Origin of the sequence: Bacillus sp. ISL-4 (genome assembly GCF_018613275.1) — a bacterium.
GTDB lineage: Bacteria > Bacillota > Bacilli > Bacillales > DSM-1321 > Peribacillus > Peribacillus simplex_E.
In genome coordinates this window covers 440,598-465,264 of sequence record NZ_JAGGQN010000010.1, presented here as the reverse complement: position 1 = coordinate 465,264, position 24,667 = coordinate 440,598, and the positions used below count along the sequence as shown (strand labels likewise).

31 protein-coding genes are annotated in these 24,667 nt (G+C 42.0%); 26 read left to right on the top strand and 5 right to left on the bottom strand.

Features of this window, described 5'->3' with window-relative positions:
• The first annotated feature begins 243 nt into the window (after window positions 1-243).
• The 8 genes from mltG (at window position 244) to J7J00_RS08685 (ending at window position 8,614) form a co-directional block, all read left to right on the top strand.
• Window positions 244-1,380: an endolytic transglycosylase MltG gene (mltG, locus tag J7J00_RS08720; RefSeq protein ID WP_214789884.1), complete on the top strand. Its 1,137-nt coding sequence runs from the start codon at window positions 244-246 to the stop codon at window positions 1,378-1,380.
• A gap of 257 nt (window positions 1,381-1,637) precedes the next feature.
• Window positions 1,638-2,303, top strand: a complete 666-nt coding sequence (locus tag J7J00_RS08715; RefSeq protein WP_081395487.1) for an O-methyltransferase — start codon at window positions 1,638-1,640, stop codon at window positions 2,301-2,303.
• Window positions 2,290-3,219: a peptidase U32 family protein gene (locus J7J00_RS08710; RefSeq protein WP_214789882.1), complete on the top strand. Its 930-nt coding sequence runs from the start codon at window positions 2,290-2,292 to the stop codon at window positions 3,217-3,219. Before J7J00_RS08715 ends, J7J00_RS08710 begins: the two co-directional genes overlap by 14 nt.
• Window positions 3,220-3,251: 32 nt before the next feature.
• Complete coding sequence (locus tag J7J00_RS08705; RefSeq protein ID WP_214789880.1) at window positions 3,252-4,523, top strand: peptidase U32 family protein; 1,272 nt, start codon at window positions 3,252-3,254, stop codon at window positions 4,521-4,523.
• Between the two features lies 1 nt (window position 4,524).
• Complete coding sequence (gene udk, locus J7J00_RS08700) at window positions 4,525-5,163, top strand: uridine kinase (protein ID WP_214789878.1); 639 nt, start codon at window positions 4,525-4,527, stop codon at window positions 5,161-5,163.
• A 305-nt stretch (window positions 5,164-5,468) separates the two neighbouring features.
• Window positions 5,469-5,945 carry a transcription elongation factor GreA gene (gene greA, locus J7J00_RS08695; RefSeq protein WP_034308617.1) on the top strand — a complete coding sequence of 159 codons (477 nt, stop codon included), beginning with the start codon at window positions 5,469-5,471 and terminating at the stop codon, window positions 5,943-5,945.
• Between the two features lie 122 nt (window positions 5,946-6,067).
• Window positions 6,068-7,819: a peptidoglycan D,D-transpeptidase FtsI family protein gene (locus tag J7J00_RS08690; protein ID WP_214789876.1), complete on the top strand. Its 1,752-nt coding sequence runs from the start codon at window positions 6,068-6,070 to the stop codon at window positions 7,817-7,819.
• Between the two features lie 87 nt (window positions 7,820-7,906).
• Window positions 7,907-8,614, top strand: coding sequence for a YrrS family protein (locus J7J00_RS08685; RefSeq protein WP_214789874.1), 708 nt, complete (start codon window positions 7,907-7,909; stop codon window positions 8,612-8,614).
• Between the two features lie 68 nt (window positions 8,615-8,682).
• Here the strand turns inward: J7J00_RS08685 and J7J00_RS08680 are convergent, their stop codons facing one another.
• Window positions 8,683-8,895 carry a DUF2536 family protein gene (locus J7J00_RS08680; RefSeq protein WP_048682770.1) on the bottom strand — a complete coding sequence of 71 codons (213 nt, stop codon included), beginning with the start codon at window positions 8,893-8,895 and terminating at the stop codon, window positions 8,683-8,685.
• Window positions 8,896-9,052: 157 nt separating this feature from the next.
• Between J7J00_RS08680 and J7J00_RS08675 the strand changes: the two genes are divergently transcribed.
• The 7 genes from J7J00_RS08675 (at window position 9,053) to J7J00_RS27950 (ending at window position 13,781) form a co-directional block, all read left to right on the top strand.
• Window positions 9,053-9,691 (top strand): class I SAM-dependent DNA methyltransferase, encoded by a 639-nt coding sequence (locus tag J7J00_RS08675; RefSeq protein WP_214789872.1) that lies wholly within the window; start codon window positions 9,053-9,055, stop codon window positions 9,689-9,691.
• Window positions 9,692-9,707: 16 nt separating this feature from the next.
• Entirely contained in the window at window positions 9,708-10,403 is a 696-nt protein-coding gene (mtnN, locus tag J7J00_RS08670) for a 5'-methylthioadenosine/S-adenosylhomocysteine nucleosidase (RefSeq protein ID WP_214789870.1), read from the top strand.
• A gap of 94 nt (window positions 10,404-10,497) precedes the next feature.
• Window positions 10,498-11,421, top strand: a complete 924-nt coding sequence (locus tag J7J00_RS08665; RefSeq protein WP_141994178.1) for a PLP-dependent cysteine synthase family protein — start codon at window positions 10,498-10,500, stop codon at window positions 11,419-11,421.
• 1 nt (window position 11,422) lies between these two features.
• A complete protein-coding gene (locus J7J00_RS08660) occupies window positions 11,423-12,559 on the top strand; it encodes a bifunctional cystathionine gamma-lyase/homocysteine desulfhydrase (protein WP_214789868.1) in 1,137 nt (378 codons plus the stop codon).
• Window positions 12,560-12,672: 113 nt separating this feature from the next.
• Window positions 12,673-12,939, top strand: coding sequence for a YrhC family protein (locus J7J00_RS08655; protein WP_214789866.1), 267 nt, complete (start codon window positions 12,673-12,675; stop codon window positions 12,937-12,939).
• 484 nt (window positions 12,940-13,423) lie between these two features.
• Complete coding sequence (locus J7J00_RS08650) at window positions 13,424-13,564, top strand: YrzI family small protein (RefSeq protein ID WP_144549897.1); 141 nt, start codon at window positions 13,424-13,426, stop codon at window positions 13,562-13,564.
• Window positions 13,565-13,655: 91 nt separating this feature from the next.
• A complete protein-coding gene (locus J7J00_RS27950; RefSeq protein WP_286201239.1) occupies window positions 13,656-13,781 on the top strand; it encodes a hypothetical protein in 126 nt (41 codons plus the stop codon).
• Window positions 13,782-13,882: 101 nt separating this feature from the next.
• On the opposite strand, the gene J7J00_RS08645 is transcribed toward J7J00_RS27950, so the two are convergent.
• Complete coding sequence (locus tag J7J00_RS08645) at window positions 13,883-14,071, bottom strand: hypothetical protein (RefSeq protein ID WP_214789864.1); 189 nt, start codon at window positions 14,069-14,071, stop codon at window positions 13,883-13,885.
• A gap of 190 nt (window positions 14,072-14,261) precedes the next feature.
• On the opposite strand from J7J00_RS08645, the gene sigK reads away from it, so the two are divergent.
• On the top strand, window positions 14,262-14,984 hold the full coding sequence (sigK, locus tag J7J00_RS08640; RefSeq protein WP_214789861.1) for an RNA polymerase sporulation sigma factor SigK: 723 nt from the start codon (window positions 14,262-14,264) through the stop codon (window positions 14,982-14,984).
• Window positions 14,985-15,176: 192 nt separating this feature from the next.
• Here sigK and J7J00_RS08635 read toward each other — a convergent pair whose 3' ends face one another.
• A complete protein-coding gene (locus J7J00_RS08635) occupies window positions 15,177-15,461 on the bottom strand; it encodes a hypothetical protein (protein WP_214789859.1) in 285 nt (94 codons plus the stop codon).
• A 180-nt stretch (window positions 15,462-15,641) separates the two neighbouring features.
• Between J7J00_RS08635 and J7J00_RS08630 the strand changes: the two genes are divergently transcribed.
• Window positions 15,642-17,432, top strand: a complete 1,791-nt coding sequence (locus J7J00_RS08630) for a M3 family oligoendopeptidase (protein WP_214789857.1) — start codon at window positions 15,642-15,644, stop codon at window positions 17,430-17,432.
• Between the two features lie 68 nt (window positions 17,433-17,500).
• Here J7J00_RS08630 and pssA read toward each other — a convergent pair whose 3' ends face one another.
• Window positions 17,501-18,040, bottom strand: coding sequence for a CDP-diacylglycerol--serine O-phosphatidyltransferase (pssA, locus tag J7J00_RS08625; RefSeq protein WP_214789855.1), 540 nt, complete (start codon window positions 18,038-18,040; stop codon window positions 17,501-17,503).
• A gap of 136 nt (window positions 18,041-18,176) precedes the next feature.
• Here pssA and J7J00_RS08620 point away from each other — a divergent pair, with 136 nt between their 5' ends.
• The gene (locus J7J00_RS08620) at window positions 18,177-18,962 is read left to right on the top strand and encodes a phosphatidylserine decarboxylase (protein ID WP_214789853.1); all 786 of its coding nucleotides are present in this window, start codon (window positions 18,177-18,179) and stop codon (window positions 18,960-18,962) included.
• Window positions 18,963-19,014: 52 nt separating this feature from the next.
• Here J7J00_RS08620 and J7J00_RS08615 read toward each other — a convergent pair whose 3' ends face one another.
• A complete protein-coding gene (locus tag J7J00_RS08615) occupies window positions 19,015-19,155 on the bottom strand; it encodes a sporulation histidine kinase inhibitor Sda (RefSeq protein ID WP_034311351.1) in 141 nt (46 codons plus the stop codon).
• Window positions 19,156-19,620: 465 nt separating this feature from the next.
• Here J7J00_RS08615 and J7J00_RS08610 point away from each other — a divergent pair, with 465 nt between their 5' ends.
• From J7J00_RS08610 to J7J00_RS08575, 8 genes are read left to right on the top strand one after another with little or no spacing between them, the layout of a single operon-like run.
• Window positions 19,621-20,142 (top strand): YqeG family HAD IIIA-type phosphatase, encoded by a 522-nt coding sequence (locus J7J00_RS08610; protein WP_076365171.1) that lies wholly within the window; start codon window positions 19,621-19,623, stop codon window positions 20,140-20,142.
• Entirely contained in the window at window positions 20,139-21,248 is a 1,110-nt protein-coding gene (gene yqeH / locus J7J00_RS08605) for a ribosome biogenesis GTPase YqeH (protein WP_396020511.1), read from the top strand. The genes J7J00_RS08610 and yqeH overlap by 4 nt, the downstream gene beginning before the upstream one ends.
• 20 nt (window positions 21,249-21,268) lie before the next feature.
• A complete protein-coding gene (gene aroE, locus J7J00_RS08600; protein ID WP_214789849.1) occupies window positions 21,269-22,111 on the top strand; it encodes a shikimate dehydrogenase in 843 nt (280 codons plus the stop codon).
• A complete protein-coding gene (gene yhbY / locus J7J00_RS08595) occupies window positions 22,105-22,395 on the top strand; it encodes a ribosome assembly RNA-binding protein YhbY (protein ID WP_098369748.1) in 291 nt (96 codons plus the stop codon). The genes aroE and yhbY overlap by 7 nt, the downstream gene beginning before the upstream one ends.
• 11 nt (window positions 22,396-22,406) lie before the next feature.
• Window positions 22,407-22,976, top strand: coding sequence for a nicotinate-nucleotide adenylyltransferase (locus J7J00_RS08590; protein ID WP_214789847.1), 570 nt, complete (start codon window positions 22,407-22,409; stop codon window positions 22,974-22,976).
• Window positions 22,966-23,538, top strand: a complete 573-nt coding sequence (gene yqeK / locus J7J00_RS08585) for a bis(5'-nucleosyl)-tetraphosphatase (symmetrical) YqeK (RefSeq protein ID WP_214789845.1) — start codon at window positions 22,966-22,968, stop codon at window positions 23,536-23,538. Before J7J00_RS08590 ends, yqeK begins: the two co-directional genes overlap by 11 nt.
• On the top strand, window positions 23,538-23,894 hold the full coding sequence (gene rsfS, locus J7J00_RS08580) for a ribosome silencing factor (protein WP_034308569.1): 357 nt from the start codon (window positions 23,538-23,540) through the stop codon (window positions 23,892-23,894). Before yqeK ends, rsfS begins: the two co-directional genes overlap by 1 nt.
• Entirely contained in the window at window positions 23,891-24,634 is a 744-nt protein-coding gene (locus J7J00_RS08575; protein WP_214789843.1) for a class I SAM-dependent DNA methyltransferase, read from the top strand. Before rsfS ends, J7J00_RS08575 begins: the two co-directional genes overlap by 4 nt.
• The last annotated feature ends 33 nt before the right edge of the window (window positions 24,635-24,667 follow it).

The following is a 24,667-nucleotide window of genomic DNA, read 5'->3' as shown; positions in this document are numbered from 1 at the left end:
CAAATTTGAGCCCATTTTTTAAGCTGAAGAAATAAGATATCACTATTTCCCTATAAAATAACATCTGTATATTGACAAAACTAGTGCATTTTTGCCATAAATAGAGTATTGATGTATGTAGTTTTGCAAAAAACATGTAATTATTTGTTGATTTTAGTATAATGTTCGAAGCAAAGATTAATTAGAGAAAGCATCATCTAGAAACCATTCTGTAGTTGGTGTGAGTTTGCAGGGGGAATGAAAATGGATGAAAAAGATAAAAAATTATCTAAAAAGGAACATATCCAAATGAAATTGTTAGAACAGCAAGGAGAAGCCAAGCTGGTTCGTAAAATCATCATGATTACGGTAGCTTCGCTTATTTTACTAATTGGGATAGTTGGTCTTGTAGGCTTTTTATATATCAACTCAGCCATGAAACCAGTCGATCCGGATGATGATACCATCAAGAAAGTGAAAATCCCAATCGGTTCTTCCGTTAACGGAATTTCAACGCTGCTTGAAGAGCAGGGAATAATCAAGGACGCACGCGTATTCAAATATTATATTAAATTCCGCAATGAATCCGGTTTTCAGGCAGGGGAGTATAAATTATCACCTTCCATGCCAATTAAAGATATCGTCACAAGCATCAAAACCGGAAAACTCATGAAGGAAGCTGCACTGAAGATAACGATTCCTGAAGGAAAGCAGCTTATCCAAATTGCTGATATCATCGCAGTGAAGACGGGTGAAGATCCGAAAAAGGTCTTTAAGAAATTGAATGATAAAAAGTTCGTAAATACCATGCAAGAGAAATTTCCGCAGCTCTTGACCTCGGAAATTGAAAATGAAAAGGTTTTATATCCGCTTGAAGGGTACCTTTTCCCGGCTACTTATGACTTTTATGAGGAAAAGCCGACCCTGGAATCGATTGTCATCGAGATGCTGAAGAAAACCGATGAAACATTGCAGGCTTACGAGAGCCAAATGGACAAGAACGATTATTCCGTACACCAGATGCTGACCTTCGCTTCGCTTGTCGAAGAAGAAGCGACTGCGCAAGTCGATCGCGGAAAAATAGCTTCCGTCTTTTACAATCGTATTGAGGAAGGTATGCCGCTTCAAACGGATCCGACCGTTTTGTATGCGAAGGGTTCACATAAGAGCAGGGTGTATTATAAAGACCTTGAGGTGAAATCCCCTTATAACACGTATAAGAACAAGGGGCTGCCGCCAGGACCGATTGCCAATGCGGGAACGACATCGATCGATGCGGTACTGAAACCTGAGAAAACGGATTATCTGTACTTTTTGGCCACACCTGAAGGGGAAGTCCTTTACTCCAAGACCTTGGAAGACCACAATAACAAAAAGGCAGAGCATATTTCCAATAAATAAATAAAAAATAGCAATGAGACTGTGGGGGGAGAGATATTACTTTCCCCTTGTTTTTATGATAGAATAGTACAAGTGAATTTTTGATCCGATTCTTATCGGTGACGTAACTCGGCGAATGCCGGGTTTTATTTTGAAAGATAAGGAAATATAGATCGTCAAGCATACTTGTTTCAGCTCCTTGTGAAGAAATTGTCCAATCAATTTTTTCATGTTACTGACCAAGCGCTTTTGTTTTCCTTATAAATGGAGGAAACGTTTTGAACGGAAAAATAGAACAATATCTTCATTCCTTAATTCCGGAGCGAACGGGTTTGCTTAAGGAGTTGGAAGATTTTGCGATGGAAAATAATGTGCCGATCATGGAGCCCGAAGGCATTGAGGTGCTGCTTCAGATTTTAAGGCTTCATCAGCCAAAGGCGATATTGGAAGTAGGTTCGGCAATTGGCTATTCGGCCATTAGGATGGCTGAGACCCTTCCGGAAGCTCGAATCGTCACACTTGAACGGAATGAAGCCCGTATTGAGCAAGCAAGGGCTAACTTTAAGAAGGCGGGACTGTCGGAAAGGATCACCCTCATTGAAGGGGATGCCCTTGAAGCGGGACCGAAAGTGATGGAACACGGTCCGTTTGATATCATCTTCGTTGATGCAGCTAAAGGGCAGTACAAGCGATTCTTTGAACTGTTTGAACCATTCCTTGCTGGTGCTGGCATTATCATTACTGATAATGTTTTATTCAAAGGCTTGGTTGCCGAAAACATTGAAGAAATGGAAATGACGAGAAGAAAGCGAGCGCTTATTAAAAAAATCAGAGACTTTAACATCTGGTTACATGACCATCCCAACTTCGATACCGTAATTTTGCCGATTGGTGATGGTGTGGCCATTAGTAAACATAGAGGTGACAAAAATGAAAAAGCCTGAATTACTTGTGACTCCGACAAGTGTCGATCATATAACAGAACTCATCGATGCTGGCGCTGACGCCTTCGTCATTGGCGAACAACGTTATGCGCTAAGGCTGGCAGGGGAGTTCAAACGTGAAGATGTAGAGAAGGCGATTGAGCTTGCACATGCCGCGGGCAAGAAAGTGTACGTATCCATGAACGCCATTTTTCATAATGAAAAAGTGGACGAGCTTGAAGGGTATGTCACATTCCTTAAAGAGGCTGGTGCCGACCGGATCATATTCGGTGATCCCGCAGTCTTGATGGCTGTCCGTGCCGTGGCACCTGATATGCCCCTGCACTGGAATACAGAGATGACGGTAACGAACTGGTACACATGTAATTATTGGGGGAAACGCGGTGCTGTCCGTGCCGTTGCTGCCCGTGAGATAAGTCTGGACGAGATAGTGGAAATGAAGGAAAATGCCGAAGTGGAGATTGAAGTCCAAGTGCATGGCATGACATGCATGTTCCAATCGAAGCGTACGCTCCTTGGTAATTACTTTGAATACCAAGGCAAGGCATTGGAAGTGGAAAATCGGAAGGAACATAGAAATATGTTCCTGCATGATAAGGAACGTGAAAATAAATATCCGATTTATGAAGATGAAAATGGTACACATATCATGAGTCCGAATGATATGTGCATGATCGATGAACTTCAGGAATTGATTGAAGCGGAAATTGATTCATTGAAAATCGAAGGATTATTACAAACACCGGAATATATCATAGAAATGACAAAGTTATATCGGGAAGCGATTGACGTATGTGCTGAAGACCCTGACCGCTATGATGATATGAAATCGGAACTTTTTGAAAAAGTCAAAGCAATTCAGCCGGATAACCGTGAGTTGGATACCGGATTCTTCTTTAAAGAATCGGTTTATTAAAGAAAAGGGTAAGAGAAAGAGGAGGAATAGCCTTGAATGCTATTGCTGATAAAATTTCCAAGATCGTTGATGGAAAGAGAGTCATTGTAAAAAAACCGGAATTGCTGGCTCCGGCCGGAAACCTTGAAAAATTAAAAATTGCCGTCCATTACGGCGCGGATGCCGTGTTCATTGGCGGTCAGGAATATGGTCTTCGTTCCAATGCCGGCAACTTCACGTTTGAGGAAATGAAGGAAGGCGTCGAATTCGCTAATAAGTATGGTGCTAAAGTTTATGTAACCACAAATATCTTTGCACATAATGAAAATATCGATGGTCTGGATGAATACCTGGAAGGTCTTCAGGAGGCTGGGGTTCATGGTATCATCGTCGCCGATCCATTAATCATCGAAACATGTAAAAGGGTCGCTCCGAACGTCGAGATCCATTTAAGCACGCAGCAATCGCTATCGAACTGGAAGGCTGTTCAGTATTGGAAAGAGGAAGGCTTGGAGCGTGTTGTTTTGGCACGTGAGACGAGTGCTGATGAAATCCGTGAAATGAAGGAGAAGGTCGATATCGAAATCGAGGCTTTCGTTCATGGGGCCATGTGCATTGCCTATTCTGGACGCTGCACCCTTTCGAACCATATGACGGCACGTGATTCGAACCGCGGCGGCTGCTGTCAGTCTTGCCGTTGGGATTATGATTTATATGAGTTGGATCAAGACGGGGAAAAGGCTTTATTCAATAAAGAAGATGCTCCATTCGCAATGAGTCCAAAAGACTTGAAGCTGATTGAATCACTGCCAGGCATGATTGAAATTGGCATAGACAGCTTAAAAGTCGAAGGAAGAATGAAATCGATTCATTATATTGCAACAGTTGTCAGCGTCTATCGTAAAGTGATTGATGCGTATTGTGCCGATCCTGACAATTTCAAGATTAAACAAGAATGGCTGGAAGAGCTTGATAAGTGTGCGAACCGTGAGACGGCATCATCGTTCATGGAAGGGGAAATTCCTGGGTATAAACAGCAAATGTTCGGGAATCATACCGTAAAGACTCGCTTCGACTTCGCAGGATTGGTGCTTGATTACAACGAGGAAACTAAAATCGTTACCATGCAGCAACGTAATTTCTTCAAGCCAGGGGATGAAGTGGAGTTTTTTGGACCGGAAATCGAAAACTTCACTCAAAAAATCGGTACGATCTGGGATGAGTCAGGTGAGGAGCTGGAGGCAGCCCGCCATCCGCTTCAAATTGTCCGCATTCAAGTAGATAATAGAGTTCATGTGAACAATATGATGCGGAAGGAGAATTGATATGACAAGAAAGAAACCAGTGGTCATCGGAGTTACCGGAGGGTCGGGATCAGGTAAAACAAGTGTTACCCGTTCCATTTTTGAATTCTTTCAAGGACATTCCATCTTGATGATTGAACAAGATTATTACTATAAAGATCAAAGTCATCTGCCTTTTGAAGAGCGCTTGAAAACGAACTATGATCATCCGCTTGCATTTGATAATGATTTGCTAATCGATCACATTAACGCATTGCTGCGTTATGAAACGATAGAAAAACCGGTTTATGATTATTCAATCCATACGCGCTCAGAAGAAGTCATCACAGTTGAGCCCCAGGATGTCATCATCCTTGAAGGGATTCTTGTGCTGGAGGATGAGCGCCTTCGGGACCTGATGGATATGAAGCTTTATGTTGATACGGACGCAGACTTGCGGATCCTTCGTCGGATGACCCGTGATATTAAAGAACGCGGCCGTTCCATAGATTCCGTCATCGACCAATACATCAGTGTCGTCCGTCCGATGCATAATCAGTTCATAGAACCGACAAAGCGTTATGCCGACATCATCATTCCAGAAGGCGGCCAGAACCATGTGGCGATTGACCTTATGGTGACAAAAATTCAAACAATCCTTGAACAAAAGTCTTTTTTGTAATAACATAGCATAAATAATGATAGGTGCCATTTTCCTCCGTTTATTTAAATAATCCCAATTATTTATTGGGAAAGACTGGACAAATGTTGGAAAACGCAATACTCTATTCTTGATACAGAACGAACCGGCTGCACACCGCAGTCGGTTTATATACTAAGGAACGGATTGTTTCTTAGTATCGAAGCGTGTACTTTTTAAGTCGCGCAATATTATATTTTGACTCGATTTCAGGGTTAAGCACTATATAGTACATAAACTTGTCACAGCGAAAGCTTGCTGTAAAGAATTTGAAGGAGTGAAGGGTTTTGGCAATTGAAAAAGAATATCCAATGACTAAAGAAGGTAAGTTAAAGCTTGAACAGGAGCTGGAACAGTTAAAAACGGTTAAACGTAAAGAAGTGGTGGAAAGAATCAAAATCGCCCGCAGTTTTGGGGACCTTTCCGAGAACTCAGAGTACGATTCCGCAAAAGAAGAGCAGGCTTTCGTTGAAGGACGCATTACAACAATCGAAAACATGATCCGTAATGCAAAAATCATTGAAGGCAATGATTCGAATACAGATACAGTTTCACTAGGGAAGTCGGTAACATTCGTGGAACTTCCAAATGGTGACGAAGAAACATATTCCATCGTAGGAAGCGTTGAAGCGGACCCATTCGAAGGGAAAATCTCCAATGATTCCCCGATCGCGAAAAGCCTGATAGGGAAAAGGGTCGGCGACAAGGTATCGATCATGACACCTGGCGGCGAAATGAGCGTGAAGATCGTATCCATCGACTAAATAAAAGCAAAAGAGGGTGTCCATGGGGCATCCTCTTTTTTATCGGAAAAGTGCCGCGTTAAATTTGTTCATAATTGTTTAAAAATTCGCACCTCGTCAACAATGGTTACGAGGTGTATTTTATGAAAAAGAAACGAATGAGGTTGCTGGCTGTTTTTTTGACCACTTTCATGCTGATGCTCTTAGGCAGGCTTGCCTATATCCAACTTGTATCGACAGAATCTTTTTCAAAGCATGATGTGAACCTGTTAGAAGCAAGCGTGAATCAGCGTTCACAAATATTAAAGATTGATGATGGACGCGGAAAGTTTTATGACAGAAATGGAGAACCGCTTGCACATGAAGAAATCCCGACGCTCGTCCTATTTCCATTTTTAAAAAAAATGACATGGCCCATAGATGAAGTGGCCTCGATAATAGGCAAATCGGAAGCGGAGTTAAAACGGGCGATAGAACAAGCGGATGAACCATTCGTATTTGGCGGAGATGAACCGATAGAGTTGACGTCCAGTCAATCCAAGGCAATCAATGAATTGAAGATTCCCGGGGTCTTTGCCGTGAATGAGAAATTCTATCCTGATCAAACCCCTGCAGCGCAATTAATCGGAACGACGAATATATCAGATGTGGAAAAGAAAAAACGTTATCCGGACATGAATTTATCTCCTGAAACGAAAATAGGCAATACGGGGCTGCAAAGGACCTTCGATGAGTTCTTGCTTTCCGCTGGAGAATCGAAGCTCGTTTTTCACGTGGACGCCAGTGGAGGCCCAATGTTCGGTGTCGATGTTAAATATGTGGAACCTGCAAATCCGCTTTACCCGGTGAAGGTCGTGACGACGATCGATAAAGAAATTCAGGAGAAAGCGGAGAAGCTCGTCGATGAACGCGGGATAAAAAAAGGCGGTCTCGTACTGATCGATATCGAAAAAAGTGAAATCGTCGCAATGGTATCACGTCCGGCACTTAATGTAAAAGATCCGAATGGCGAAGGCGCCGTCAATATGATGCTGACTCAAAAAACGCCGGGTTCCGTCTTTAAAACGGTCACGGCAGCAGCGGCCATCGATTATGAAGCGGCTAGTCCCACCAGGACATTTAATTGTAATTTGACGATAGACGGCAAAACGGATAAACAGAGGGAACTGGGCATGCTTAACTTTGAAAATAGCTTTGCCCAGAGCTGCAACAGGACGTTTGCCGAATTGTCACAGGAAATAGCAGAGAAGGATCCGGAATTTTTGGACAAATATGCAAAAATGTTAGGGCTGGTTGGTGAATCGGGCTGGCAAGGGGACGTCTATCACACTGAAGTCACTCAATTGCATCAAGAACAAACCGGGAAGGTCTGGCATGATGACGATTTAAAAAAAGATCCTAAAATGGTTGCCAAAACAGCAATTGGCCAGCAGGATGTCCAAACGACACCGCTCGCGATAGCGAATATGATGGCAACGATTGCCCGCGGCGGCAAGAAGGAACAGGTCAAAGCCGTTTCCAAGGTCGAATTTAACAATAGTACGACCGTAGTCGATTTTCCCAATCAAACTATTGGCGGCGAGACACTGTCCCCATATACTACGATGAAGATGCAGCATCTTCTTAGGAAGGTCGTGACGGAAGAGAAAGGGACGGGCGCTTCCTTGAGAGATTTGCCTGTGGAGGTCGCTGGCAAGTCTGGAACAGCTCAGACCAATATCAAAAAAGGGCAGCTGAATAAATGGTTTGCGGGCTACTTTCCATATAAAGATCCCAAATATGCTCTTGTTACCGTAAGTTTTGAAACGAAGGAAAACAGTTCCAGCATGACGCCTCTTTTTTCAGATATTGTAAAAGTCCTGTACTCCAAGGACCAGGACAAAAGCGAGAATTGACGAAAAGTGTAGGAAACCCTTCCCTTCTATCTCTGGCTAAATCATGTTAAAATGAGGCAGTAAGAAATGGTAAGGGAGGAATGGAGCTTGGGCTCACGTTTTAATCAGAGAGATCAAAAAAGAAAAGTAAATAAAATATATAATATTGCAATCACCATCGTTTCCATTTTAATCGTCATTGTCGCAGTCACGATTTTCTTGAGTGATGATGGCACCGAAACAAAAAAAGCCACGACTGAACCAAAGCAAATCGCCGATACAGATTCGGGGAAAGTAGCGGACAAGCCTGCTGGCAAAGAAGAAGAAACGGATTCAGAGAAGGAAGACGCAGTAGGAGATAGTGAAGCAAAAGAAGAAGATGCAGTAGAAGAAGATAGTAAAGCAACAGAGGAAGATGCAGAAGCGAAGGCTGAAGATGGTGCAGATTCAGAAAAAGCGGGAGATGCCGAACTTGTTGAAGTGGAAGGCAGCGGAGATGGCAATGTTGCTCAAACATATACGAGTGAGGGCTGGAAACCAGTAGGAACTGAGCAATCCGGGGATCACACTACAAGCTTTGAAAAGGGCTCGGTCGATTGGAATGAAATGAGTAAAGCCATAGCAAGCGGAGCTGGAATCGATAAAGGCAGCATGAAGATATGGTGGCTGCAAAACGGCGGTTCGCCCAGCACGGCAATCGGTACCGTTTCTGAAGGAGATAATCCTAAGACCTACCGCGTTTATATTGAATGGGTGGACGGATCAGGTTGGAAACCTGTAAAAGTCGAAGAGCTGAAGACAAACGATAAAAGGTAATGGTCAAAAATTTATAAATTGAAAACCCCCGAAAGGAATTCCACTTTTCGGGGGTTTTTTCATGGTGATCACTTTTTTGCTTTAAAGTGGACGACTGCACTATAAAAACGTCTGCCTTCTTCACTTACATACATTTGGTGTGACACGGATTCCACCTGAAGCATGATCGCTTTATTGATTTCAATTTGTGATTGGATTTTTTCTTCAAGATTCTTAATGCTTTCTGCCTCGAAAAATTCTATTTTATCTTCGAATAAGTTTAAGTCGAGTTGAAAACTCATGACTGTTCCCCTCCAACATTCAGATACTGTTAGTTTAACACCATTTTGGCCGAATCTGAACCGAATGAATGATTTGCCTAAAAACAAGAACTGTTTCTGTGTTTATTTCATATTATGCTTATAGGTTTTATTATCTTATCATAAAAGGTGATTAAAAATGGGTAGAGAATTTATAGATTTATTTGAAGAGTGGTCGAAATCGTATGATGATACGGTTGGTGGACACGATATTGAGTATCAAGAGGTTTTTAAACATTATGATAACATATTGAACAGCGTCACAGATCGAGCTCATGGCCATGTGCTGGAGTTCGGAGTAGGTACCGGGAATTTGACGGAAAGGCTTTTGGAGAAAGGCCTGAAGGTATCGGGAATAGAACCTTCACCTGCGATGAGGGAAATAGCGGTAAGCAAGCTGGACGGAAAAACAGAAATTGTGGATGGCGATTTTATCGATTTTCCGAAGCCGGAACAGGTTGATTCGATCGTGAGTACGTACGCGTTTCATCATTTAACAGATGAAGAAAAAGAAAAAGCTATAGCCAACTATGGAAAGTTACTGAATACTGGTGGTAAAATAGTGTTTGCGGATACGATGTATCAATCAAGGGAAGCGCATGAACAAGCGATTCAAGATGCAAGGCAGGCAGGCTTTCATAATTTGGCAAACGATTTGCAAACGGAATATTATACTACGATTCCTTTTTTGGGAAAAGTGCTTGAAGCAAATGGATATAAAGTGAACTTCGAGCGCTGCAATCAATTTGTCTGGATTATGGAGGCGGAAAAATTATAGGAAGAGGTTTTTACTAATGAAGGTAGCCATAATCGGAGCAATGGAAGAAGAAGTTACGATTTTACGTGATAAATTGGAAGGTTTGGAGCAGGTGACCATTGCCGGTTCCGAGTTCAATACAGGCACACTGAATGGTGTCGAGGTCATTTTGCTTAAATCGGGAATCGGTAAAGTGAATGCGGCAATGTCCACTGCGATCCTGTTAGAAAAATTCAAACCGGATGCGGTCATCAATACTGGCTCTGCCGGCGGTTATCATCCAGCACTTAATGTAGGGGATGTGGTCATATCCTCGGAAGTGCGCCACCATGATGTCGATGTGACGATTTTCGGATATGAATACGGTCAAGTCCCTCAGCTGCCTGCAGCTTTTATCCCGGATGAGAAGCTTTTCGCAATAGCGGAAGAAGCAGCAAAAGAAATCGAGGATATACAAGTGGCAAAAGGGTTGATCGTGACGGGGGATTCTTTCATGAATGATCCTGACAGGGTTGAATTCGTCAGGGGGAAATTCTCCGATTTATACGCGGTGGAAATGGAAGCGGCAGCCATTGCACAGGTAGCCTTCCAATTCAAGACACCGTTTGTCATCATTCGTTCCCTTTCGGATATCGCAGGTAAGGAGTCCAATATTTCCTTTGATAAATTCCTGGAAACTGCGGCTCTTCATTCAGCGGCACTGATTTTGAAAATGGTTGAAAAAATGAAATGAATGGTAAGTGGTCAGCGGAAGCCTTTCTGCTGATCATTCTTTATTGCATAATCCTTATTAAGTTGGTAGGATAACTATGAAAGGATGGCCGAATATGAAAGTCTTTCAAAACATTCATGAGTTGATAGGGAAAACGCCGATGATGGAAATCACCCATTTCCCGCTTCCTGATGAGGTCCGTATCTTTGCCAAACTCGAATACTTTAATCCGGGAGGCAGTGTGAAGGATCGGCTTGGTCAAGAACTGTTAGCCCAAGCGTTACAGACAGGGAAGGTGAAAAAGGGCGGGACGATCATCGAACCGACTGCCGGAAATACTGGGATTGGCTTGGCGTTGGCTGCGATAAACAGTGGAGTGGACGTGATATTTTGCGTTCCGGAGAAATTCAGTGCCGAGAAACAGGAATTGATGCGTGCCCTTGGAGCGAATGTGATCCAGACCCCGACAGAGGAAGGAATGACAGGAGCCATTGCAAAGGCTAAGGCACTGCTGGCTGAAATTCCGGGTTCATATTGTCCCCAGCAGTTCGCCAACCCATCCAATCCTGATGCATATTATAAAACGCTGGGACCTGAAATATGGGAACAGATGGAGGGCGATGTGGATGTGTTTGTAGCCGGTGCCGGGACGGGCGGGACATTCATGGGAACATCGCGATATTTAAAAGAAAAGGACGCTGCTGTCAAAACGGTCATAGTCGAACCAGAAGGATCGATTTTAAACGGCGGCAAGGCAGGATCCCATAAAACAGAGGGGATCGGGATGGAATTTTTACCTGCCTATATGGATGAAACGTATTTTGACCAAATCCATACGGTAAGCGATTTTGACGCTTTCCATATGGTAAAGGAATTGGCCATTAAAGAAGGCCTCCTTGTCGGCAGTTCTTCCGGTGCGGCATTTGCAGCGGCCATGAAAGAAGCAGCAAAGGCTCCACGGGGGTCGAATATCGTCGTCATATTTCCGGATTCCAGTGAACGATACTTAAGCAAAAAAATATATCAGGGAGGTATATAAAGTGAGAAAAAAAACACAATTGATCCATGGCGGCATTTTTGGTGATGAAAAAACAGGAGCGGTTTCGGTGCCGATTTATCAAGTGAGCACCTATAAACAGGATGGTCCGGGGAACCATCGGGGATATGAATATTCCCGTACGGGCAACCCAACCCGCCATGCCCTTGAAGAATTGATCAAGGATCTCGAAGAAGGAAAAAGAGGTTTCGCCTTCGGATCTGGAATGGCAGCGATGACCGCGGTTATGATGCTGTTCAGTCAAGGTGATCATGTATTGATGACAGATGACGTTTATGGAGGGTCTTTCCGGGTCATCACTAAAGTGCTTAACCGTTTCGGGGTGGAAGCTACGTTCATCAATACGAGTGACATACACTCGATCGAAAAAGAGATAAAGGACAATACGAAGGCATTGTTCATTGAAACACCGACGAATCCATTATTGAAAATCACCGATCTGGAAGAAGTATCGAAAATAGCTAAAGAAAACGGCATCCTCACCATTGTGGATAATACCTTCAGTACGCCATACTGGCAAAATCCGCTTTCACTTGGGGCCGATATCGTGCTTCATAGCGCTACGAAGTACCTGGGGGGACACAGCGATGTTGTAGCGGGTCTTGTCGTGGTGAATGATGAGAATCTTGGCAATGACCTTCATTTCATCCAAAACTCTACAGGAGGCGTGCTAGGGCCCCAGGATTCATGGTTGCTTATGCGAGGCATTAAAACGCTGGGAATCAGGATGGAAGAACATGAAAAAAATACATCTGAAATCGTCCGTTTCCTATCCGGGCATAAAGAAGTATCGAAAATCTATTACCCAGGTCTTGAAAACCACCCAAATCATGATATTGCCAAAAAACAATCGCGTGGATTCGGTGGTATGGTTTCATTTGATGTCGGAAGTGCCGAAAAAGCCGAATCCGTTTTGAATAAAGTGAAATTCTTTACACTTGCGGAAAGTCTGGGGGCAGTGGAGAGCTTAATTTCCATTCCGGCCTTGATGACACATGCTTCCATTCCGGCTGAGCGCCGTGCAGAGCTTGGAATAACGGATGGGTTGATTCGTATTTCAGTAGGTCTGGAAGATGTTGAAGACTTATTGGAAGACTTGGAACAAGCGCTGCAAGGATAATCGGAGAGGGACCGCTTCATAGCTGACTGCCATTATTTACACCCTGTCATTTGGAATAAATATGGTAGAATGAGATATCGATATCTTATTAGCTTGAAAGAAGGTGGAATGGCATGAAAAACCGCAAAAAACAAACGGTTGCATTGCTGCGTTCGAAAATGGTCGATTTTAAAAATTTTGCGATCACTTTGTTATGTGTGGGTTCGTTCTTCTATTTAGGAACCATCCTTCCCTCTGGCGACAAAGCGATGATTGACACATATGTCTATATGGGAGCGACAATAGTGTTCCTGGGCATGTCCATAGTATTTTTCTCATTATCCAAAAAATACAAAAAGATCTTGGCTGAAATGGATGACCAAGACTCTTTACAACAATAGAAGCAAACCTGATTCTTTAATGGAATCAGGTTTTTTTGTTTTTCTAACGTTGTTGCCCAATAGGGGCAAATTTATCATGCTACTTGCCAATTTAGGTAATAATAGCCCTTGAAAATAGGGAAAAAGATGGAAATTTCAAAAAAATAGGCAAAAGCCGTTTACAAAAATCGAATTTATGGATATACTTACCAAGTAATAAAAAATATTCCAAAGGAGGTCGAAGAAAATGACATTGTATCTATATGGAGTCGTCACTATTAGCCGGTCCGTTTCAATTGACAATCACATAACATTCGACCTGTGCCAAGCGGAATATTTCTAAAGCAATTTGGCTTTATTAATCATTCAGACATAGCGGCCGCAGGGAGAAGTGTTTTATCCTGCGGCCTTTTTATATTTTCTAAAAAATCCCGCAGGAGGACGTAACTTTCTGCGGCCTTTTTATGCCTTTTTGTTGGGCCGCTCCCTTAAAGGAGGTGATATTATGACACTGAATATGCTTTTTTTCACAATCACGATTAAAATGAAAAAAATGACTGCCGAGGAATGTTTGCAACAGGAGAGAATCCAAAAGATTCGAGAAGAACATCTAGATAAAGCGTTGAAACATCGTCCTTTTTTCTAAAAAATATACGAGGTTGGTATCCCGTTCAAAAAAAATTAAGAAAGGTGGAGGTTAATATGTTGAACTTGTTATACGTAAAAGGAGAGAAGCGTTGCTTTTGGCAGGAGAAGGATACCGGCTAACGGATCTGCCGGTGAACCCAAGCATTGTCATGGTCTGTATATATATGTACAGCGGAAAAGGCCATTGGAAACATGATATATTGAAGGTATGGTGATTAATGGTCATGACGCTGCTTAACTCGGAACTGCAACGTTGGAAATGAATATGTAAAATAGGAAAACTCGGCACTCGGGCCGAGTTTTTTCTTTGTCTGAATCAGCAGCACGGACCTGATCCTCCACAACCAAATCCACATCCCGGCAACCAGCAAAACCCGAAAATGAGCAATAAAATCAGGAGGACAATAAACAGGCCATAACCAAAGCAGTAACCGGACCCTGCATAATAAGGCGCAGGAGCCGGATAACCATAGCTGCATCCGTATGGTCCATAGTTATATCCCATCGCAAAAACCCCCTTTCCCTAAAAAATTCCCTATCATTATATGAACATTTGCCTCCGTTCGTTTGGGAATTCATCCAGGCTGGTTTGAACATTTAACACTTTCGTGATTTCTTTTAGTGGGACAGGCACGAACAAGCCCACTGTTGCATAGGTATGAATAGGGAAGCCAAAGAAACGGGGGATGAAGCCAATGCCCGGAATACTTACAGTTGTCAGTTATATTATCAAAGAATTTTACTTATTCGTTTCCTATGTGAAAAACAACGCTTTTCCCCAGCCCTTGTCATCTCAGGATGAAAAGAAATATCTGAAGCTTATGAGTGAGGGGGACGGTGATGCTCGTAACATCCTGATCGAGCATAATCTCAGGCTTGTTGCCCATATCGTCAAGAAATTCGAGAATACGGGCGAAGATACAGAGGATTTGATTTCGATTGGGACAATTGGTTTGATAAAGGCCATTGAGAGTTATTCGGATGGGAAGGGTACGAAGCTGGCCACATATGCGGCGCGATGCATCGAGAATGAGATCTTGATGCATTTACGGGCGACAAAGAAAACGAAGAAAGATATTTCCCTGCATGATCCGATCGGTCAAGATAAAGAAGGAAATGAAATCAGTTTAATCGATGTACTGAAATCGGAATCGGAAGATGTCATCGATACGATTCAGCTCAATATGGAAATTGAAAAAGTGAAAAAGTATATTGATATTTTGGATGAACGCGAAAAGGAAGTCATTGTAGGCAGGTTCGGACTGGATTTGAAAAAGGAAAAAACCCAGAGGGAAATCGCTAAAGAGCTTGGCATTTCCCGCAGTTATGTATCAAGGATCGAAAAACGTGCCTTAATGAAGATGTTCCACGAATTTTACAGAGCAGAAAAAGAGAAGGAAAAGAAAGCCAAAGGATAGTAATGTAAAAGGCAAAGAGAGTGCGGGGAATTTCCCCGCACTCTTTTTTTTAATATTTATTTCTGATCATATCTGCAAATGCGTGATAAATCTCGATTCCCTGAAATAGGAACAGACGTGAAGCGGTTAAAGAAAAAACCCCTACCATAATTAATCGAAACCACATATGAATCACTCCTTCATTTTATTTTTTTATAAAATGTCAGAGCGTAAGGCTACGTAATTCGCCTGGAAAAAAACCGGACCGAGATATCGTCGGCGAAGATTTGAGTGAAAATAAAGAAAACCTAAAATCGAAAATTCGAAAAAGAGAATAATGATAAGAGACTGCCAGGAACTAAAGGTAGGCACGAAAGGCTGTTTCTTATCGGCCTTATCCCAATGGTGCACATCGGTATGTTCCTCAATGGTTAGCTGCTGTGCATCATGATGGAACTGTATGGGCAGTGTCCAAAGGAGCAGGATGATGGCAGACATGTGAATAAAGAATTTCATATGAATCAACCACCCCTTTCCAAAGAATATATTCATCATAACATGCTTTTAATCTGGGATATAGAAAAATGTTCTGAAAAAACACTGAAAATTCATTTTAATTAGAAAAATATCGAATTTACCTCTATAATGGGATTAATGATAAAAAGGGGGCAATGCAGGATGGGATATTCTTTGACGTGGGATTTGGATATCTTTTTTAAAGGAGGAAGCTCTTCTAAGGAGTTCCTGATTTTTTTAGATGAAATTAACGACGAGGTAAAAGAATTAGACCGACTTGTAAGCAATATCAATCCAGCAGGAAATGATGAGAGCTGTTTAATCAAGGCATTTGATCATTTTAAAAATACAAATATGAAATCCACGCAGGCACGTGCATTCATTGGCTGCCTGGAAGCGCAAAATGCGCAGGATAAAAAAGCTGGCCAGCTCCGGATCAAACAAATGAAGATAGTCGCTTCACTAAAAATGGTGTTAAGCAAGCTGGATGAAAAGTTGATACAGCTTGATGATGCTTTTTTTATAAAAATCCTCGAAAAAGAACCATTGAATGAATTGAAATTCGTATTGAATGAACGTCGGGAAAAGGCAAAGGAAAAGCTTTCCGTGAAGGAAGAATCATTAATCACCCAATTGGCCATGGACGGTTTCGAAGGTTGGAGCCAAATGTATGATACGATCGTCGGTTCAATGACCATCCCTTATAAGGGTGAAAAGCTTTCTGTTGGCCAAGCGGCGAATAAATTTTCTGATCCTGATGAAAGGAACCGGAAAGAATTATTTACGGCGTGGGAACAGGCTTGGGAGGAAAAAAGTGACCTTTTTGCCCGGACTTTGAACCACTTGGCTGGATTCCGTCTCAGTGTGAATGAAAAAAGGGGCTGGGATGATATTTTGAAAGAGCCTCTTGAAATAGGGAGGATGAAAAAAGAAACCCTCGAAAGCATGTGGAATGTAATTGCCGATCATAAGGAGCCGCTTGTGAGGTTTTTAGAAAGGAAAGCGGAGTTACTGGATTTGGATAAATTAAGTTGGGCGGATTTGGATGCGCCGCTCGCTATTACAGCAGAGTCCAAAGTAATGGATTATCAAGAAGGTGCAGACTTCATCATCCAGCAATTCTCTAAGTTCGGGTCTCAATTAGCAAACTTCACCCAAAAAGCTTTTGAAGACAGCTGGATTGAAGCGGAGGACAGACCAGGTAAGAGACCAGGCGGTTTTTGCACCGGCTTTCCATTAAATAAGCAGTCAAGAATTTTCATGACGTATTCGGGCACCCCATCCAATGTCTCGACATTGGCCCATGAATTGGGACATGCATTCCATTCATATGCGATGAGGGATATCCATCCATTGAATCGGTCATATGCCATGAATGTGGCTGAAACCGCCTCTACTTTTGCTGAAATGGTCGTTGCGGATGCAGCTGTGAAGGAAGCGGCCAGCGAGGAAGAAAAGCTGGTGCTTTTAGAAGATAAAATTCAGCGTTCCGTGGCATTATTGATGAATATCCATGCCCGCTACTTATTCGAAACAAGGTTTTATGATGAGAGGAAACATGGTTATGTCAGTGCCGAACGGTTGAATGAATTGATGGTCGATGCACAAAAAGAAGCTTATGGCGATGCTTTAAGTGATTATAACCCAACTTTCTGGGCTTCAAAGCTCCATTTTTATATTACAGGTGTACCATTTTATAATTTTCCGTACACATTCGGATACTTATTCTCATTAGGCATATACGCGAATGCCCTGAAAGAACCAGCTGGATTCGAAGAAAAATATATCGCTCTATTAAAGGATACCGGTTCCATGAAGGTCGAGGATTTGGCGGAGAAACATTTAGGCGTCGATTTGAAGACACGGGATTTTTGGGAAGAAGCAGTCAATGCCTGTATGGAGGATGTAGAAGAATTCTTGCGTTTGACCGACCCCCTAGTCCGAAAAGCGTAAGATGGGTTTTCGGATGGAATATGAATGAAAAAAGCGGATGTCCGGTATAGGACATCCGCCTTTCTTATTTAAACTTTCTTCAGTTTAAATGGACTGACCATAAGTAATGATAATATAATCATGAGGGATAAGAAAAAGACCGGATGGAAATACGGGATGGCTAGATAACTTAAAGTAGCGATGCAGCCCGCAACCGTAATTGGCACTCCTGTAAAATATCCATTGCTTTCACTTACATTGAAGCGGGCGAGACGAAATGCGCCACAGCCAATATAGAAAACCGTGAAGAGTGTGCCAGGTGCTCCGAATTCTATTAATATTCCTTGGTATAATAATAGAGCTGGTGCGACGCCAAAGGATATGATGTCACACATCGAATCAAGTTGCTTACCCAATTCCGATTCAATGTTGAATTTCCGTGCAACCATACCATCAAAGCGATCTGCAAGGGCAGCCAGGAAAATTAATAGCAGGCTTAAATTCAATTGGCCGTGCATTACGGCAATTATCGCAAATCCACCAAGGGATAAATTAATTAAAGTAAGTATATTTGCTGTTTGTGCTTTCAATTTTTTAATGGTTTGATCTAGGGCGTGTAATAAAAACATCTTTTCACTCCTTTCAAATGAAACAAATTAAAACAAAATATAGTAAACATAAGTATTTATTATATAATAATATTTTATTTAACACAATTTATGCAAGGGATTTTTAGAATAATTTTACAATTTGGAGTGGTTTTATTTGTTTCAGTCTTTGTATCGCATTCTTATTGAACTGACGAATGGTCAGTATTCATCAGGTTTATTAAAGCATTTTAGCCAATCTCGTTGGAGCAGGCCCTTAATTTTATTTTATGTAAAAACATTCAACCTTAATCAACAGGAATTTGGTAAGGAGGTAAAAGCTTATACTAACCTGCACGAGCTATTTACCAGGAAGTTAAAGGCGGATGCCAGGCCAATTACCGCAGTTCCTTCTGCGGTAGCTTGTCCAGTGGACGGTGTTCTTGAGGATTCAGGGGAGATACGCGCTGATAAAAATATCGTCGTTAAGGGAAAGGTATATTCAATGGAGGAAATGCTCGGGGATGAGCTTTTTTTGGAAAAGTACTTAGGGGGAAAATATCTCGTGTTATACTTAAGCCCGAGTCATTACCATAGGATCCATGCACCAATCAAGGGTTCCGTGGTCAAACGTTGGACCCTTGGAAGGAAATCGTACCCCGTTAATAAATGGGGGATGAAATATGGAAAAGAGCCTTTATCAAAAAATTACCGGACAATAACTGAACTTCAAAATGAAGCGGGAAGTCTGGCAATGGTGAAAGTCGGGGCTATGTTCATAAATTCGATCGTTATTACTGATGAATCGGATGAATTGGAAAAAGGACAGGAATTTTCTTATTTCAGCTTTGGGTCCACAGTGGTTCTTCTTTTTGAAAAAGGAAGTTTCGAACTTGAAGAAAACATATCCATTCCCGCAGATGTCCGTGTGGGTGAAACAATTGGATTCATGAGAGCCGTCTAACTTCAAATGAAAATAAGAGGCTGACATTTGATGTCAGCCTATGTATTTCATATTAAAATATTGATCGGATTTTATGTGTTAGGGATCTTCGATGAATTTCCGTTTCTATGAGGCGGATGAAATCGGTACTCAACTTTAAATTCTGTGCTTTAAAATAGGATTCAAGCAACAGGTCATCAGATAGTTTTTGCATCAGAACGCCATTTGCGGCTGCTCACCTCCAATTGGGATTGCGAGTAATAATTTGGTGTTTACTTGCATATACTGATAAGTCTTCCTTGATGTACCCCTACTGTATCAGAAATAAACTTGGAGAACAATCGTTCTGTTATCCACAGTTGAAAGTGGATAACTTGTGGTTAAGTTGTTTACAAGGTGAGCGAAATGGTGCACATCAGTATGGAAAATGTTAGTAAAGTTATCCACAGGTTGAATAAATGAAATTTTTGTCGAAATCTTTTATGAATAATTAGTTCTTTTGTTCTGGTCAGCCTGCAAATTTCCCATTATTTAATGAAAAATGCCTTTCCATATCAGAAAACATACATTATGATGTTTCTTTACCGTCAGCCCTTCTTTCCTAATTTTTTTTGAAAGTGTGCTGAAAATTCGATATGATGGAGACGGTAAATTTTAACGAAAATATAGAGGTGTCAATATGCTTAAATTATTTTTGCCGAGTGAACATGTTAAAAGCATTTTTAATATAGATCCTCAAGAATTGAAAAAAAGAGGCATTAAGGGAGTCATTACCGATTTGGATAATACTCTCGTTGAATGGGACAGACCAACTGCCACCCCCGATTTAATCAAATGGTTCGACAATATGCGGGATCATGGGATTTTAGTGACGATTGTGTCCAATAATAATGAAAATCGGGTTCGGGCTTTTTCCGATCCGCTTCACATTCCGTTTATCTTCCAGGCCAGAAAACCGATGGCAAGAGCTTTCCATAAAGCCCGTAAGGCAATGGGATTGAAATTGGAAGAAACGGTGGTAATCGGCGATCAGTTATTGACGGATGTATTGGGAGGGAACAGAGGCGGGTTTCATACGATCTTAGTGCTCCCTGTAGCACAAACCGACGAATTCAGAACAAGGATCAATCGTTATTTTGAAAGAAAGATCATGGCGTTTTTTAAACGAAAAGGAATGATAGAATGGGAGGATCACAATTGAACAATCATCAAGAATTAGTGTGCATCGGCTGCGGTGTGAAGGTCCAGACTGAAGATCCGAAGGAATTGGGCTTTGCCCCTAAATCAGCTCTGGAAAAGGAGACCATCGTTTGTCAGCGCTGCTTTAAATTGAAACATTATAACGAAGTTCAGGATGTTTCCTTAACAGACGATGACTTCTTGAAAATCTTGAATAAAGTAGGCGAAACCGACTCTTTAATCGTCAAAATCGTCGATATTTTTGATTTCAATGGAAGCTGGCTGCCTGGCCTGCATCGATTTGTAGGAAGAAATGATGTTCTTCTGATCGGAAATAAGGTTGATTTATTGCCTAAATCCGTAAAACCGAACAAGTTGATCAATTGGATGAAGCAATCGTCCAAGGAATTGGGTCTTAACCCGGTTGATGTCCTGCTTGTCAGTGCGGAAAAGGGAAAGCACATACTTGAAGCGGCTGATGCGATTGAGCGGTATCGCAAAGGTAAAGATGTCTATGTGGTGGGCTGTACGAATGTAGGGAAATCGACTTTCATCAACCGTCTTATAAAAGAAGTGAGCGGAGAAGGTGATATCATCACGACTTCCCACTTCCCAGGGACTACCTTGGATATGATCGAAATTCCTTTGGATGATGGACAGGCATTGATCGATACACCTGGTATCATTAATCATCATCAAATGGCTCACTATGTGGACAAACGGGACTTCAAGGTGATTATGCCGAAAAAGGAAATCAAGCCGAGAGTGTACCAACTGAATGAAGCGCAGACGCTATTTTTCGGAGGGCTGGCCCGGTTGGACTATGTCTCAGGCGGAAGGCGTTCATTGACTTGCTACCTTTCGAATGAATTGAATATTCACCGTACGAAACTGGAAAAAGCCGATGAATTGTATAAAAACCATGCCGGGGAATTACTGACGCCCCCACGGCCTGAACAAATCGAGGAGTTTCCGAAGCTGATTCCTCATGAATTCTCCTTGAAAGATGGTAAAATGGATATTGTGTTTTCTGGTCTTGGCTGGGTGACGGTCAATGAGCCAGGAGCGAAGATCGTTGCACATGTTCCAAAGGGCGTCAATGTGATCGTTCGCAAATCATTAATCTAAATATAGGGGTCGTCTAGTCTATGAAAAAGATATATGGGGTAATGGGAGATCCAATTGCACATTCGATGTCACCGGACATTCATAATGATGCATTTGAAAAAGAAAATATAGATGCGGTTTATCATCATTTTCATGTGACGAAAGAAAGTTTGAACGATGCCGTGAAAGGCATGAAAGCCCTTGGTATAGAAGGGTTTAACATCACGATTCCTCATAAGACTTCAATCATCCCTTTCCTTGATGAAGTGGATGAACTGGCCCTTGCAATCGGGGCTGTAAATACGGTTGTTAACAAAAATGGTCGGTTTATAGGGTATAATACAGACGGAAAAGGATTTTTTAAATCTTTATGCGATGAAATATCAGGTGACATCAAGGCTAAAAAAACGTTAGTGATCGGAGCGGGCGGTGCTGCGCGTGCGATTTATTTTACCCTCGTAAAAGAAGGGATAAAGCAAGTTGATATTGCAAACCGGACAAAGGAAAGAGCGGCCCAGCTTGTTTCTGATTGCCCATATGATAAAGTATCGAATGCATTCTCGATTATCGAAGCGGAAGAAAGCTTATCACAATATGATTTAATCATCCAAACGACTTCTTCTGGAATGAGCCCGGAATTGGATCATTCACCGTTAAAGGTCGACCAGCTTAAAACCGGTGCAATTGTCAGTGATATCATTTATAACCCTTTGCAAACCAAACTGCTGCGTGAAGCGGGGGAAAAAGGGGCGAAAACGCAAAATGGTTTGGGGATGTTCATCAACCAGGCCGCGCTCGCATTTGAGATATGGACAGGCATTATGCCGGATACAGCAAGAATGACAGATATTGTCTTGAACAAACTAGGAGGTAACACATGTTAACAGGAAAACAGAAAAGATTTTTACGATCAAAGGCCCATCACCTCAATCCAATTTTTCAAGTTGGTAAAGGCGGCGTCAATGATAATCTCATCAAGCAAATTGGTGAGGCGCTTGAAGTACGTGAATTAATCAAGGTCAGCATCTTGCAAAACTGTGAAGAGGACCGCAATGATGTGGGACTTTCTTTATCAAAAGGTGCACGGGCGGAATTGGTTCAGATTATCGGCAACACAATTGTGCTGTATAAAGAATCAAAAGAAAACAAACAACTTAAATTACCTTAAGGAACCTATCTATGAAAAAAATTGGAATTCTTGGCGGTACATTCAATCCTCCGCATATCGGGCATTTAATTATAGCGAATGAAGTGCTGGATGCCCTTGAGCTAGATGAAATCAGGTTCATGCCAAATCACGTTCCTCCACATAAGGAAAAATCGGAGGAAGTAACCGATATGGACAGGCTGGCCATGTTGGAAAACGCGATAGCCGGAAACCCATCTTTTTATATTGAGGGTATTGAAATAGAAAGAAAAGGCACATCTTATACGTATGACACAATAAAATTGCTGAAAGAACTTGAGCCAACCAATGAGTTCTATTTCATAATTGGCGCAGATATGATTGAGTACTTACCAAATTGGCACCGTATCGACGAGCTGGTGCATATGGTCCATTTTGTCGGGGTGAAGCGCCCTGGATATAACGAAAAGACCGTATACCCAATCACGATGGTGAAAGTCCCCCAGATGTTCATTTCGTCTTCCATGATACGAAGGAAGTTAAGGACAGGGAAAACCGTGAAATATTTAATAGCAGATCCAGTGGTGAAGTATATTAAAGGGAATGGTTTATATGAATCGTGAGAAAGCATTGGCGCTGGTCAAAGAACAAATAACCGAGCGCAGGTACATTCATACCTTGGGTGTGGTCGAGTCAGCGATTGAACTTGCTGGACGGTATGGTGCCGACGTCAAAAAAGCCGAACTGGCTGCCATTTTCCATGATTATGCAAAATTTCGTCCAAAAGAGGAAATGGAGCAAATAATAATCGCCGAAAAAATGGACCCGGCGTTACTTGAATACAATATGGAGCTGTGGCACGCTCCTGTCGGGGCTTATTTGGTGAAAAAGGAAGCTGGCATTCAGGACGTTGAAATCTTGGATGCGATTGCCTATCACACGTCTGGCAGGGTTGGCATGAGCCTATTGGATAAAGTCGTATACCTTGCTGACTATATTGAGCCTGGACGTTCTTTTCCCGGTGTCGACGAAGTCAGGCAGACGGCAAAGCAAAATTTGGATCATGCTGTCATTCAGGCCTTAAGGAATACAGTTGTTTTTTTAATGAAAAGAAATCAGGCAATTTACCCTGACACATTTAAGACATATAATGATTTGATCATGAATTTGAAGGAGAAGATGTAATGACTGAACGTGAACTTCTTGTAATTGCAGCAAAAGCGGCGGACGATAAAAGAGCGGAGGATATCGTGGCATTGAACATGCAAGGTATTTCCCTTGTAGCGGATTACTTTTTGATCTGCCACGGTAATTCTGAAAAACAAGTACAAGCAATAGCTCGTGAAATGAAGAGCAAAGCTGATGAATCAGGAATCAATGTAAAACGTCTTGAAGGTTTTGACGAGGCGAAATGGGTGCTTGTTGATCTTGGCGATGTAGTGGCCCACATTTTCCATAAGGATGAAAGAAATTACTATAACCTCGAACGTTTATGGGGAGATGCACCTTTTGAAGATCTAGAGAGTGAACTGACTTCATGACGTACGAACGCTTTGCCTATGTATACGATGAACTGATGAAGGACGCACCTTATGAAAAATGGCTGATGATCCTTACGGCGAAGCTGGAACAGTACGGAATTGGCGGTAGGAAAGTCCTGGATTTAGCGTGTGGAACCGGAGAAATGACTGTTGAATTGGCGCAACACGGATTCGAAGTCACTGGTGTGGATTTATCTGATGAAATGCTTCTTGTTGCTAATGAAAAAGCGGTTAAGCTTGGATTATCGATTCCGCTTTTCCAGCAGAATATGGCAGAACTCGAGGGACTTGGCCAATTTGATTGTGTCACGATTTTTTGTGATTCGCTGAACTACCTTCGCGATGCGGAGGATATAGTCAAGACGTTCAGCCGGGTTCATGAGCATTTGAAGGATGGCGGATTATTTTTGTTTGATGTCCATTCCATTTATAAAATGGAAGAAATCTTTCGTGATAATACGTTTGCTGTCAATGGTGAAGAAGTATCCTATATATGGGACTGCTTCCCAGGTGTTGAACCTTACAGTGTGGAACATGATTTAAGTTTTTTCGTAAGGGACGATGAAAGCGGTCTGTATGACCGATTTGATGAGTTGCATTACCAACGGACCTATCCGGTTGAACAATATAAAAAGTGGTTGGAGCAAGCAGGTTTTACGGTTTCTGAAGTTCTGGCGGATCTTGAAGAAGCACCGCTTGCAGCGGAAACCGAAAGAATCCTATTTGTAGCCAGTAAATGATAAAGAGGTCAAGAGCCCCCGTTCGTACATCAT